At 56.7% G+C, this 13,914-nt stretch carries 10 protein-coding genes and 2 tRNA genes; all 12 read right to left on the reverse strand.

The annotated features are described in order from the left end of the window. Positions 1-38: 38 nt before the first annotated feature. Complete coding sequence (gene rpoC / locus H7A51_16410; GenBank protein MCP5537804.1) at positions 39-4,253, reverse strand: DNA-directed RNA polymerase subunit beta'; 4,215 nt, start codon at positions 4,251-4,253, stop codon at positions 39-41. A gap of 78 nt (positions 4,254-4,331) precedes the next feature. Then, entirely contained in the window at positions 4,332-8,204 is a 3,873-nt protein-coding gene (gene rpoB / locus H7A51_16415) for a DNA-directed RNA polymerase subunit beta (protein MCP5537805.1), read from the reverse strand. Positions 8,205-8,575: 371 nt separating this feature from the next. Continuing rightward, positions 8,576-8,950: a 50S ribosomal protein L7/L12 gene (gene rplL / locus H7A51_16420; protein ID MCP5537806.1), complete on the reverse strand. Its 375-nt coding sequence runs from the start codon at positions 8,948-8,950 to the stop codon at positions 8,576-8,578. A 209-nt stretch (positions 8,951-9,159) separates the two neighbouring features. Next, a complete protein-coding gene (gene rplJ / locus H7A51_16425; protein ID MCP5537807.1) occupies positions 9,160-9,666 on the reverse strand; it encodes a 50S ribosomal protein L10 in 507 nt (168 codons plus the stop codon). A gap of 21 nt (positions 9,667-9,687) precedes the next feature. Further along, positions 9,688-10,386 (reverse strand): 50S ribosomal protein L1, encoded by a 699-nt coding sequence (locus tag H7A51_16430; protein MCP5537808.1) that lies wholly within the window; start codon positions 10,384-10,386, stop codon positions 9,688-9,690. 131 nt (positions 10,387-10,517) lie between these two features. Then, the gene (gene rplK, locus H7A51_16435) at positions 10,518-10,946 is read right to left on the reverse strand and encodes a 50S ribosomal protein L11 (GenBank protein MCP5537809.1); all 429 of its coding nucleotides are present in this window, start codon (positions 10,944-10,946) and stop codon (positions 10,518-10,520) included. Positions 10,947-11,041: 95 nt separating this feature from the next. Next, on the reverse strand, positions 11,042-11,611 hold the full coding sequence (nusG, locus tag H7A51_16440) for a transcription termination/antitermination factor NusG (GenBank protein MCP5537810.1): 570 nt from the start codon (positions 11,609-11,611) through the stop codon (positions 11,042-11,044). 75 nt (positions 11,612-11,686) lie between these two features. Further along, complete coding sequence (locus H7A51_16445; GenBank protein MCP5537811.1) at positions 11,687-11,914, reverse strand: preprotein translocase subunit SecE; 228 nt, start codon at positions 11,912-11,914, stop codon at positions 11,687-11,689. Between the two features lie 113 nt (positions 11,915-12,027). Next, positions 12,028-12,102 (reverse strand) — tRNA-Trp (locus tag H7A51_16450). A gap of 171 nt (positions 12,103-12,273) precedes the next feature. After that, on the reverse strand, positions 12,274-13,458 hold the full coding sequence (gene tuf / locus H7A51_16455) for an elongation factor Tu (protein MCP5537812.1): 1,185 nt from the start codon (positions 13,456-13,458) through the stop codon (positions 12,274-12,276). A gap of 71 nt (positions 13,459-13,529) precedes the next feature. Further along, positions 13,530-13,604, reverse strand: a tRNA-Thr gene (locus tag H7A51_16460). 138 nt (positions 13,605-13,742) lie between these two features. Continuing rightward, positions 13,743-13,904, reverse strand: a complete 162-nt coding sequence (locus tag H7A51_16465; GenBank protein MCP5537813.1) for a hypothetical protein — start codon at positions 13,902-13,904, stop codon at positions 13,743-13,745. Positions 13,905-13,914: the final 10 nt, after the last annotated feature.

Genomic DNA, 13,914 nt, shown 5'->3' on the forward strand with positions numbered 1-13,914 from the left:
TGGTGAGGCCGGGCTTGGGAATGATTGGTGGTCAGCGATTAAGCGGACTCCTCTTCCGAGGAAATGGGAGTAGCTTGCAGGGATGGCTCCTCTTCAGAAGTGCTGGTATCCTCGTCACCCTCAAGACCAGCTTCGGGCTCCACTTTCTTCGGCTCCGGCTCATCGACGGTGAATTCAATTTCCGTGTCGCGGTGCTCGTGGAATCCGGTGCCGGCGGGAATCAGGTGACCCATGATCACGTTCTCCTTGAAGCCGCGGAGGTAATCGATACGACCAACCGTTGACGCATCGGTGAGAACACGTGTCGTGTCCTGGAAGGATGCAGCGGAGATGAAGGATTCCGTCTCGAGGGATGCCTTGGTGATACCTAGCAGCACGGGCTCGGACTCGGCTGGTGCACCACCGTTGGCGACGACCTCTTCGTTCGCTTTCTTGAATGTGGTACGATCAATCTGGTCGCCCCAGAGGAATTCCGTGTCGCCTGGCTCGGTGATCTTCACCTTGCGCAGCATCTGGCGGATGACGATCTCAATGTGCTTGTCATTGATTTCCACACCCTGGAGACGGTAAACGCGCTGGACCTCGTTGGTAAGGTGTTCCTGCAGGGCCTGCGCACCACATGCCTCGAGCAGATCGTCGGGGGAAACAGGTCCCTCGGTGATCTGGTCACCACGGTGGAGGAAGTCGCCTTCACCGACGATGATGTGTTTACCCATCGGCACGAGATGGTCGGCGCTTTCGCCGGTGTCCATATCGGTGACAATAACCTTCTTCTTGCCGCGGACGTTGGAACCAAAGGATACCTCACCATCGATCTTGGCGATGGTGCAGGCCTCTTTCGGACGACGGGCTTCGAAGAGCTCGGCGATACGTGGCAGACCACCGGTGATATCACCCGTCTTGGCGATCTTACGTGGTGTCCGCGCAAGCTGGGCACCTCCTTTGACGAGCGTCCCCTCCTTGACGGAAAGGTGGGCACCGACGGGGATGGAACAGCTGTAGATCACTTCGGAAGTATCTTTGTCAACGATGACAACCTGCGGGTGAAGGTCCTCTTTGTGCTCGGTGACCACCATACCCTTCTTGCCGGTTTCCTTGTCGGTCTCGGACTGGACGGTGATGCCTTTGATCATGTCGCGGAACTCAACCTTACCTGCCTTCTCGGTGAGGATAGGCACGTTATAGGGGTCCCAGGTGACGAAGGTGGCACCCTTCTTGACCGTTTCACCATCAGGAACCGAAATAGCCGATCCCATCACAAGGTTGTAGGACTCAAGCTCGAGACCGTCCTTGTCGCGGATGGCAATGGATCCTTTTTTGTTGAGGGCAACGAAGTTCCCATCGGCGTCCTTCACAGCACGCACGTCCTTGTAGACGACGATACCACCGTGTTTGGCTTTGATGATAGGCTGTTTGAACGACGATGATGCCACACCACCGACGTGGAAGGTACGCATGGTCAGCTGGGTTCCGGGCTCACCGATCGACTGGGCGGCGATGATACCCACCGCTTCGCCGATTTTAGCGACCTCACCGGAGGCGAGGTTCAGGCCGTAACACTTCTGACAGCAACCACGGTCACTTTCACAAGTGAGGGTGGAGCGGATCTTGAGGCGTTCGAAGCCGAGGTTCTCGATCTGGGAGGCCTCTTTTTCACCGATGAGTTGTCCTACCTTGAGAATCACCTTGCCACTGACGGGGTCGGTGACTTTTTCACCGGAAACACGACCGTAGATACGGGATGACAGCGATGCCGCCTCCTCGTCGTTTTCGATGATCGGCTCGGCAGTGATCCCGTTGACGGTGCCGCAGTCCTCTTCAAAGACGATGACGTCCTGGGAAACATCGACCAGTTTACGGGTCATGTAACCGGAGTCAGCGGTCTTGAGCGCGGTATCGGCAAGTCCCTTACGGGCACCGTGGGTGGAGATGAAGTATTCCAGCACCGAGAGGCCCTCGCGGAAGTTGGAGGTAATCGGACGCTCGATAATGTCGCCGGACGGCTTGGCCATCAGACCGCGCATACCGGAGAGCTGCTTGATCTGCTGCTTGTTACCCCGGGCACCGGAGTCAACCATGAGGAAGAGCGGGTTCACGATCTTATCGCCCTCGTTGTGCTCCAGCTTGCGGTAGAGAGCGTCAGCGATGTTGTCGGACGCATGGGTCCAGATATCGATCACCTGCTGGTAGCGCTCGTTGTCAGTGATGACACCGTTGCGGTACTGCTTGGTGACTTTCTCAACCTCCGCGTAGGCTTTTTCAAGCTCAGGCTTCTTCTCCTCGGGCACAACCATGTCGATGATACCGATGGAGATACCGGAACGGGTGGCTTCCTTGAAACCAAGTGACTTCAGCTCGTCGAGCACCTCGACCGTACCGGTCTGGCCAGCACACTGGTAACAGCGCCAGATAATGTCGCCGATTTGCTTTTTACCCACGTTGAAGTTGATGAAGCCGAGGCCGGATGGCCAGATCTCGTTGAAGCGGACACGACCGGGGGTGGTAACGATGATTTTATGCTCAGGGTCACCGTAGTGCTTGTCTTTCGAACCATAGTCCGGGTTGCGCAGGCGGATCCAGTCGTGGTACTTGACCTTGCGGCTGGCGATGGCGAACTCGACCTCGGTGGTGTTTTCAAACAAGGGCAGGTGGACACCCTCACGTGCCTTTTTCTCCTTGGCCGTGAGTTCACGGGCATAGGTGAGGTAGTAGGAGCCGAGAATAATATCCTGGGAAGGAACGGTGATCGGCTTACCACTGGCGGGTGAGAAGATGTTGTTAGGCGCAAGCATCAGCTGGCGCGCCTCCATCTGTGCCTCTACCGAGAGTGGCACGTGCACAGCCATCTGGTCACCGTCGAAGTCCGCGTTGTAGGCGGTACAGACGAGTGGGTGCACACGCAGCGCGGAGCCCTCAATGAGGACTGGCTCGAAGGCCTGGATGGACAGACGGTGCAGGGTAGGTGCGCGGTTCAGCATGACCGGGTGTCCCTTGGTCACCTCTTCGAGGATGTCCCAGACTTCCGTTGTCTTGCGGTCGATCATCTTCTTGGCACTACGCACGGTGTGGCAGTAGCCAAGCTCCTTGAGTCGGCGGATGATGAAGGGTTCAAACAAGGTGAGCGCCATTTTCTTAGGCAAACCACACTGGTTGAGCTTCAGCTCTGGTCCGATCACGATGACGGAACGGCCGGAGTAGTCGACCCGCTTACCGAGAAGGTTCTGGCGGAAACGTCCCCCCTTACCCTTGAGCATGTCGGAGAGTGACTTGAGGGCGCGGTTGCCGGCACCGGTGACGGCACGGCCGTGGCGACCGTTGTCAAACAGGGCGTCGACAGCCTCCTGGAGCATACGCTTCTCGTTCCGGATGATGACATCCGGGGTCTTGAGCTTGAGCAGGTTCTTGAGACGGTTGTTGCGGTTGATGACACGACGGTAGAGGTCGTTGAGGTCGGAGGTAGCAAAGCGGCCACCTTCCAGGGGAACCAGCGGACGAAGGTCCGGCGGGATCACAGGAAGCACGTTCATGATCATCCACTCGGGGCGGGTCTTGGACTGGGCGAAACCACGGGCCAGCTTGATCCGCTTGGCGAGTTTCTTCTTGGTCTGCTTGGAACGTGTGTTCAGCATTTCCTCCTCCAACTGCGCGGTCAGGTCGGCCAGGTTGACACCGGATAGCAGGGACTGGAGTGCCTCGGCACCCATCTCTGCTTTGAAGTTCCCCTCGCCGTAGGCGTCCTCGGCATCGAAGTATTCACTCTCGCTGAGCAGCTGACCCAGCTGGAGCTCGGACGAGCCCACATCGGTGACAACAAAGTCCTCGTAGTAAATGATACGCTCAAGCTGGCGGGCGGCGAGGTCGAGGACCAGACCGATCCGGCTTGGCATACACTTGTAGAACCAGATGTGTGAAACGGGAACGGCAAGCTCGATGTGGCCCATCCGCTCACGACGGACGCGGGAGAGGGTCACCTCCACACCGCAGCGGTCACAGACAACGCCTTTGTGCTTGATACGCTTGTATTTTCCGCAGGCACATTCCCAGTCGCGGGTAGGACCGAAGATGCGCTCACAGAAAAGACCTCCTTTTTCTGGTTTGAAAGTACGGTAATTGATCGTCTCCGGGTTCAGCACTTCGCCGCTGGACCAGGAACGGATGATTTCAGGGGATGCCACGGTGATGGCAACATGATCGAACTGTTCGGGCTTTTCATTGACTCCGAAGAGTTCACGCAGGTTATTTTCAACGCTCATAAAGTAGTTATCAGTTATTGGTTATCAGTTATTAGGATGCACCGCCGCTGGGGCGGCGGGTTGTTGTTTTTTCTGCGGTTAGAGTGTGAGGTCATCGAGCGAGAAATCAGCACCGCCCTTCTTCGGCCTGCCGCCGGTTCCAGGCCGGACATCCAGGCAGAGGGACTGCATTTCCTTCATCAGGACGTTAAAGGATTCCGGTGTGCCGGCCTCAAGGGTGTTATCCCCCTTGACGATGGCTTCGTAGATCCTGGTGCGGCCCTGCACGTCATCAGACTTCACGGTGAGAATTTCCTGAAGGGTATAGGCGGCACCGTATGCCTTCAGTGCCCACACCTCCATCTCACCGAATCGCTGGCCACCGTACTGGGCCTTACCACCGAGCGGCTGCTGGGTAACAAGACTGTATGGACCAACGGCGCGGGCGTGAATCTTATCGGCCACCAGGTGACCCAGTTTCAGCATGTAGATCATACCGACCACGACCGGGTTCTGGAAGGCTTCACCGGTGCGACCATCGTAGAGGGTCGACTTACCGGCGGTGGTGCCGTCCTTACCGTCGCCAATCCAGGTGTATCCTTCCACCTTCTTGGCTTCGCTCATGAACTTCCAGATCTCGGACTCGGGGATACCGTCGAAAATCGGGGTGGCCACGGTGAACCCGAGAGCCTTGGCGGCAACTCCGAGGTGGGTTTCAAGAACCTGTCCGACGTTCATCCGGGATGGCACACCGAGTGGGTTCAGGCAGATCTCGACGGGGGTGCCGTCGGAAAGGAAGGGCATGTCCTCCTCGGGCACGATGGTAGCGACCACCCCCTTGTTACCGTGGCGTCCGGCCATCTTGTCACCGACGCTCAGCTTACGCTTGGCGGCGACGAAGACCTTGACTTCCTTGATGGCACCCGGGTCGATTTCCTCACCGCTCTCAAGCTGGTCGAGACGACGCTCACGATCGGTGTCGAGCTCGCCGAAGCGGCCTTCGAAGGTGGAGATGATCTCGAGGATCTTGTTACGGATCGGTGATGGATCGATTTCAATGTGATCGTAGATCGCCGCGAGCTTGCGGAGCAGCGTCTTGGTGATCTTGCGGTTGGCCGGGATGATGATCTCGCCGGTCTGGGCGTTGACCACATCGAGAGGGATCTTCTCGCCAAGGAGGATGTCCGAGAGCTTCTCAGTCAACTGCTCGGTGAGCTGGTCCTTTTTCTTTTTGTAGTCGTCGTTGATCTTCTTGACCTGCTTCTTGAGTTTGGAGGGGTCCAGCTCGTTCTCGCGCTTGCGGGCGAGACCGTGGGTGACCACGCGGATGTCCTGGACGATACCGGTGCAGCCGGAGGGCACACGCAGTGAAGTGTCCTTCACGTCAGCGGCCTTCTCGCCGAAGATCGCGCGCAGGAGGCGTTCCTCCGGGGCGAGTTCGGTTTCGGACTTCGGCGTGATCTTACCGACGAGGATGTCGCCGGGCTTGACCTCGGCACCGATGCGGATGATGCCGTCGTGGTCGAGGTTCTTGAGAGCCTCGTCACCGACGTTCGGGATATCACGGGTAATTTCCTCGGGTCCCAGCTTGGTGTCGCGGGCGGCGCACTCAAACTCGGAGATGTGGATGGAGGTATAGATATCCTCTTTGACCACTTTCTCGGAAATGACGATGGCGTCCTCGAAGTTATATCCGTTCCACGGCATGAATGCCACGAGGATATTGCGGCCGAGGGCGAGTTCGCCTTTGTCCGTGTTAGGTCCGTCTGCGAGCACATCGCCGACCTTCACCTTGTCGCCGCGGTTGCAGATCGGCTTCTGGTTGAGGCAGGTGCCGGCGTTGGAACGCATGAACTTGCGCAGAGGGTAGGCAAAGATACCTTTGGCAGGATTGCTTTTCACAGCGGTCATATCACTGAGGAACTTCTCGTCGGAAACGGGAAGCTCACCGTCTTTGGTGGTGATGATGACCTCTGCGGTGGCGGCGGCGACAATACCGTCGGCCTCCGCGGTGATCACAGCGCGGGAATCCTGGGCGGCCTTGGCCTCGAGTCCGGTGCCCACGAGCGGGGCGTCGGAGATCAGGAGTGGCACACCCTGGCGTTGCATGTTCGCACCCATGAGCGCCCGGTTGGCGTCATCGTGCTCAAGGAAGGGGATGATACCGGCAGCCACTGAAACGAGTTGTTTCGGTGACACGTCCATGTATTGCACCGTCTTGGGATCGACCTCGATGAATTCGCCGCTTTCGCGGGCGGTGATTTTTTCGGTGAGGAAGTTGCCTTTTTTATCGATGGGATTGTTGGCCTGGGCGATGAGGAATTCCTCTTCCTGGTCGGCGGTGACGTATTCGATCTGGTTGGTCACCTTACCGTTTTTCACAAGGCGGTAGGGGGTCTCGATGAATCCGAACTCGTTGATCCGGGCATAGGTGCAGAGCGAGTTGATCAGACCGATGTTAGGACCCTCGGGGGTTTCAATCGGGCAGATACGGCCGTAGTGGGAGGTGTGCACGTCCCGGACTTCGAAGCCTGCGCGGTCGCGGTTGAGACCACCGGGTCCGAGAGCGGAGAGGCGGCGCTTGTGGGTCAGCTCGGCCAGTGGGTTGGTCTGGTCCATGAACTGGGAAAGCTGGGAACGACCGAAGAAGTCGCGGATAACCGCACTGAGAGCCTTCGGGTTGATGAGTTTCTGTGGTGTCATCCCCTCGAGGTTGACATCGAAGAGAGTCATGCGCTCCTTGACGAGGCGCTCGGTCCGGGCGAGACCAACGCGGCACTGGTTGCCGAGAAGTTCGCCGACGGCTCTAACACGGCGGCTGCCGAGGTGATCGATATCGTCGAGCACACCCTCGCCTTTTTTCAGCTTGAGCAGGTACTTGACTGCACCGAGGAAGTCATCGGGCACCATGACGCGTGCCTTGGGATCGACCTTGAGCTTGAGCTTCTGGTTGATCTTGTAACGACCGACGCGGGTGAGGTCGTAGCGTTTTTCGTCGAAGAACAGCCGGTCGAGCAGCGCCTTGGAGTTGGTGACGGTGGGTGGGTCACCGGGGCGGAGCTTGCGGTAGATGTCCTTGAGTGCGGACTCCTCGTCGTGTGCCGGGTCTTTTTTCAGGGATTTGAGGAGGATCTCGTCTTCGCGGGAATCGATGACGTCCACGGACTTGTGGCCCAGCTCGATGAGCTGGTTGACGTTGCCGATGGTCATCGGCTCGAATGCTTTGACGATGACCACTTCACCGTCGAGGATGTCCTCGAAGGTGACTTTCTGGGCGAGTTCCTCTTCGTCGTTGTCCTTGACAACCTTCTTCAGGTTAAGCTGCTCGATGTTGTAGAATTGCTCGCAGAGGTCACGGTTCGTAGGCCAGCCCATGGCACGGAGGAATGTGGTGGCGAGGAACTTCCGGCGACGGCGGCGGCGGTCGAGGTAGACGTAGAGAAGGTCGTTGGTATCAAACTGGGTCTCCAACCATGAGCCGCGGTCGGGGATGATGCGGAAGGAGTGGAGCAGCTTACCATTGAGGTGGGTGGAGGTCTCGAAGCAGATACCGGGTGAACGGTGGAGCTGGGAAACGATGACACGCTCGGCGCCGTTGATGACGAAGGTGCCACGGCGGGTCATCATCGGCATTTCACCCATGTAAACGCGCTCTTTTTTGGTGCCGCTTTCGTCCTTCAGCTTGAAGGTGACGTAGAGGGCGGCACTGAAGGTCTCGCCGGTCTGGAGGGACTCGAGGGCGGTAGCCTTGGGGTCTTCGATATCGAAGGAAATAAATTCCAAGGTGATCGCCTCATCATAGCTCTTGATGGGGAAAATTTCGCGAAATACGGCCTGGAGGCCGGAGTCATCGCGCTGGGATGCGGGTATGTCCTTTTGGAGAAAATCCTCATAGGATTTGCTTTGAACCTCGATCAAATTCGGTGGTTCGATGACTTCCTCAATCGTTCCGTAGTAGCGTCGTTCTGCCATGATAAGTAGTGGTTATGAGCTTGGGTAAGCTGGATGCTGGATGGGCTGTTAGTTCAACTGGAAGCGGCTGCCATGCACACGAACCGCCGGGGCGATTTTATAGCTCTACCGGAGGCAGAGGTGCCCGCACTGTTGCCAGTCCGGGCGTTGGGTGATACACGAAGTGCTGCGAGTTGTGGTGGGTGGATGAATTTCCAAGGAACGTCTTCCCTGGCGATTCGGGGTGTTTTTTGATTTGAAAAAAGAAGTTGGATCTTCTTGTTGGTGGGATGACTGACTTGTGTGTGGTGCGTGCGGGGCAGAGGCACCACACACAAAGAAAGTCTAAGGTGCGTAGAACATGGGGGTTCTACCGAAACTCGAGCAGGTGACTACTTGAGTTCAACCTTGGCACCAGCTTCTTCAAGCTTGGCCTTGGCTGCTTCTGCGTCGTCCTTGGATGCGCCTTCAAGTACGGGAACGGGAGCGCTCTCGACAAGTTTTTTGGCATCAGCAAGACCGAGACCGCTGGCAACTTCGCGCACTGCCTTAATGACAGCGATCTTGTTTCCACCGGCTTCAGCGAGCACGACGTCGAATTCAGTTTTTTCCTCGGCAGCTTCAGCGGCGGCAACAGGTGCAGCGGCGGCGGCGGCAGGAGCGGCGGCGGAAACGCCCCACTCTTCTTCGAGGGATTTTACAAGCTCAGCGGCTTCAAGCACGGTGAGTTTGCCCAGTTCTTCAGCTATTTTTTTTAAGTCAGCCATTTTGTTTTTCTCCTTTTGTTGGTTACGTCGCGCCCGGAGCTTCCGGACATTTCAGCTCTTATGCCTAAGATCCGACGTGGGAACCTTATTTTTTATCAGGCACATCCCTGGAGGGGGATACGCCATCCGTTCAGATTTTTCGGTAGTTGGTGGATAGTGGACAGTAGTCAGTGGTTAGGCTGCTTGCGCAGCCCGCCAGTGATACTGACTTACCCTTCGTATTTTGCTTTGATGACCCGGGCCAGTGAGGCGGCGGGTTCGTTGATGGTGCGGACGAGCTGTGAGGCAGGTGCGTTGATGGTGCCGAGAAGTGTTGCCAGCAGAACCTCGCGGGATGGGAGGTCGGCAAGGGCATTGATCTGGGCAGCGTCGAGGATGTCGCCGTCGAGGATACCGGTCTTTACTTCTGGTTTCTTGAACTCCTTGACGAAGTTCTTGATGGTCTTGGCAGCGCCACAGACATCGGAATCGCCGGTGACAAATGCGGTCTGACCGAGAAGGTGTTCGCTGATGTCCGGCAGTTCCGCGTTTTCAAGGGCCTTACGCATGTAGGTGTTCTTGGCGACGTGGCACTCGGAGCCGTTGTCGAGGAGGCGGTTACGGAGTTCATTGAACTCAGGAACGGTCATACCCGTGTAATCAACTACCAGGACAAATGGGGACGAGTTGACGCGCTCGTAGAGTTCGTCGATGATGTATTTCTTATCAGGATTCATGGTCTTTTCTCCTTGGGTTGATTAGTTAGTGGTGTAGAGGGAGGATTCGAGGGCGACACCGGGGCACATGCTGGCGGCCAGGGTGACGTTCTGGATGTAGTTTCCCTTGGCGGTAGCCGGCTTCGCCTTGGCGACGCTCTCAAGAAGGGCGGTGGCGTTGGCGAGCAGTTGCTCGTTGGTAAAGGATGCTTTACCGATGGCGGCGGAGACGTTGCCGTTTTTATCGAGTTTGTAGTCGATACGGCCAGCCTTGACCGCGTTGACGGCGGCGGCGGTGTCTTCGGTCACAGTGCCGGTCTTGGGGTTGGGCATGAGGCCACGTGGTCCGAGGACACGTGCGATCTTACGGACCTCGAGCATGGCGTCGGGAGTGGCGATGGCGGCATCGAAATCGGTGAAGCCGTCGAGGACCTTTTTGATCAGGTCTTCCATACCTACTTCGTCGGCACCCGCGGCTTGGGCGGCCTTGGCGGCATCACCCGTGGCGAATACAACAACACGGACATTTTTACCAGTGCCGTGGGGAAGTGCGACCGAGCCGCGGACCATTTGGTCGCTTTTACGCGGGTCGACTCCGAGTTTGAATGAAAGAGTGACCGTGGGGTCAAACTTGGGTGCGGGGAACTTTTTAATCAGTCCCACTGCGTCTTCGATGCCGTATTGCTTGCTTGAATCGACAAGTTCGGCGGCTTTTTGGTAGCGTTTGCTTCTTTTGCTCATTGTTTTGGTTGCAGTGCGGGCGAGTCGTGGATTTCAGCGACTCTCCTGCGGGTTGGTCAGGCTGGGCCTGAGGTGGTCAGTGTGCAGTCGGCAGTGATCGGTGTGATTTGCGTGCTGCGCACGGAGAGTGGTTACATACCTGTGATTTCGAGGCCCATCTGGCGGGCGGTGCCGGCGAGGATCTTGGCGGCTTGCTCGGGGTCGTCGGTATTGAGGTCGGAAATCTTCATGTTGACGACTTCCATCAGCTGGGCTTTGGTGATTTTTCCGCAGCTCACCCTGTTGGGTTCACCGGAGCCGGAGGCGATTTTAGCGGCCTTTTTGAGAAGGACGGCAGCCGGTGGGTTTTTGGTGATGAAGGTGAAGGAGGCGTCCTTGTAGACGGTGATGACGGTAGGCAGGAGATCACCGGTTTGCTTTTGGGTAGCTGCGTTGAAGTCCTTGCAGAACTGCATGATGTTGACGCCGGCCTGACCGAGGGCGGGGCCTACGGGGGGGGACGGGTTGGCTTGACCTGCTTGGATTTGCAGTTTGAGGATTTGTTTGACTTCCTTGGCCATGGTGGTAGTTGGTTGCTATTTGGTTGTTATGGTTAAATGATTCCGTTATTCACGGCGACATTAAGAAATGGGACAGTTTCAGGTAGTTTCGCTGGTCAGGCGGTTTCGACTTGCCAGGCTTCAAGTTCGACCGGGGTGGCACGGCCGAAGATGGTGACGGAAACGAGCAGTTTGCCGGTTTCGTGGTCGATTTCCTCGATGATACCGGTCTGGCCTTCGAAGGGGCCGTCGCCGACCTTGACGGAGTCGCCTGTTTCGAAGCTGATGGCGGGGCGGACGTTTTCCTCACGCTCCTTGATCTGTCCAAGCATGCCCTCGACCTCACGCTGGCGCATGGGGATGGGTTTGTCCTTGGTGCCGGCGAAGCCGATGACTCCGTCCATTTCCTTGATGAAATACCATGTCTTGTCGACGAGGTTCTGGGCTTCATCAAAGAGCTTCATGTTGACGATGATGTATCCTGGGAAGAATTTACGTTTGGTTTCGATTTTCTTGCCCTTGCGGTTTTCCTCGACGCGTTCCTGGGGAACGAGGACCTCGTAGATGACATCGCCCATTTCCTCGGACTCCACGAGGCGATTGATCCGGTCGCGGACTTTCTGCTCCTGGCCGGAGAGAACGTGGACGACGTACCATTGCTTGCTTGGTTCTGGAATGTTGGGCATGGCTGAGGTGATGGGTAGGAAAGAGTGAGTAAAAGTGGTGGCGCCCTTGGGCAGCGGGTGGGAGTGCGGGGCGAATTACTGCCCGAGGCTGGTAATGAGACCGAGAACCTTGGTGGCGACAACGTCAAAGAGGGAAACGAATCCCGCGAGCAGTATCATGGCGACGAGTACTACCAGAGTGGAGTCGACAAGTTCCTTGTATTTTTTGAAGCCTTTGACTTTGGGGTCGTTATCCCACGGCCATGATGCCTTGCGGAGCTCGGCTTTGACTTCGTGGATAAAGGTGGCGATTTTCCTGAACATGCTGTTGTGTATGTAAAAAAGCTATTGGGAAAGCTTGTGATGGAGGACGAGGCGGAGGGACGGAGGAGCGGCGGGGCCTGGAGGCGGAAGTGGATGTGCGGTGCTTGAAAAGCTGGCAGGGAAGACAGGACTCGAACCTGCAACTTTCGGTTTTGGAAACCGACGCTCTACCATTGAACTACTTCCCTGTGATGTGAATGCTTTTCGATCTGCCTTGTTGCGACCATCCGGAGACGGTGCTTGGGGCCCTGCTATTTCTAGAGGCGACTGAGGGGCACCCCGGAAAATTGACCGAAGTGCCCCAAAAAACCAGCCTAGTGGCAATCCCCGCAGAGGAGACCACCAGACCTAAGTCAGACTTAGGCGATAATCTCACCTACACGACCTGCACCAACGGTGCGGCCACCTTCGCGGATAGCGAAGCGCATGGTTTTTTCCATGGCGATAGGTGTGATGAGAGTAACTTCAAGCTCGACGTTGTCGCCAGGCATGACCATCTCAACACCGTCGGGAAGCTTGATGCTGCCGGTAACGTCAGTCGTACGGAAGTAGAACTGGGGACGGTAGTTGCTGAAGAATGGAGTGTGACGTCCACCCTCGTCTTTGCTGAGGACGTAGATTTCACCTTTGAAGACGGTGTGAGGAGTCACGCTGCCTTTCTTGGCGATCACCTGGCCACGCTCGAGGTCGTCCTTCTTGAGACCACGCATGAGGAGGCCGACGTTGTCGCCTGCGCGACCTTCGTCAAGGAGCTTACGGAACATTTCGATGTCCGTGACGGTAGTCGTCTGTGTGTCGCGGATGCCGACGATCTCGACTTCCTGCATTTTCTTGACGATACCGCGCTCGATACGGCCGGTGGCAACAGTGCCACGACCCTCGATGGAGAACACGTCCTCAATAGGCATGAGGAAGTCAAGGTCCACTGGGCGCTCAGGCTCAGGGATGTATGTGTCAACGGCCTCCATGAGCTTGAGGATGTTGGCCTTTTGATCGGCGTCACCTTCGAGAGCCTTGAGGGCGGAGCCGGAGATCACAGGGATGTCGTCACCGGGGAATTCGTAGGCGCTGAGAAGTTCACGGATTTCCATTTCGACGAGCTCGAGGAGTTCCGCGTCGTCAACCTGGTCCGTTTTGTTCATGAAAACAACGAGGGCAGGAACGCCGACCTGACGGGCAAGCAGGATGTGCTCACGGGTCTGGGGCATTGGGCCGTCCGCTGCGGATACCACGAGGATACCACCGTCCATCTGGGCAGCACCGGTGATCATGTTTTTCACATAGTCAGCGTGACCTGGGCAGTCAACGTGTGCGTAGTGACGGTTTGGGGTCTCATACTCAACGTGTGCCGTGGAGATGGTGATACCGCGCTCGCGCTCCTCGGGAGCTGCGTCAATATCAGCATATGCCTTAGCCACACCGCCGCCTTGCTCTGCAAGGACGCTGGTGATTGCTGCTGTGAGAGTTGTCTTGCCGTGGTCAACGTGGCCGATTGTGCCGACGTTGACGTGTGGCTTGTTCCTTTCGAATGCTTCTTTAGCCATGATGTAATGTATTGTTGGTTGCCCGGTTGAAGGGGCTGCTGGTTTTTCTTAGTGGTTTGCTTACTCTGAACTGGAGCTCTTGGCCGGAATTGAACCGGCGACCTCGTCCTTACCAAGGACGCGCTCTACCCCTGAGCTACAAGAGCGTTTGCCCTGAGTTCTTTCCTTTGAATTCTCAAGAGATTCACCGGTTTAACACCTGTGTATTACAGGCATTGCAACGACGCGTCTGCTTGGGTTTCCGCGGGAAAGCGGGCGGCAAGCTAGCAGAGAGTAGACGACTGTCAAAAAAAATCTCTCCTATTTCCATCTTTTTTGATATAGGGCGTGTTTTCGGCGACTTTCGTCGGTTTCTTTAAGAAAATCTGATAATCCACCAAGCCTTGTTTTTCATCAAACGAAAGGATCGCGGTTTCGCGCCCACATGCCGTGAATCGCGCAGCCATTACGGTATGG

Source organism: Akkermansiaceae bacterium (assembly GCA_024233115.1).
In the GTDB taxonomy this organism is placed as follows: domain Bacteria; phylum Verrucomicrobiota; class Verrucomicrobiia; order Verrucomicrobiales; family Akkermansiaceae; genus Oceaniferula.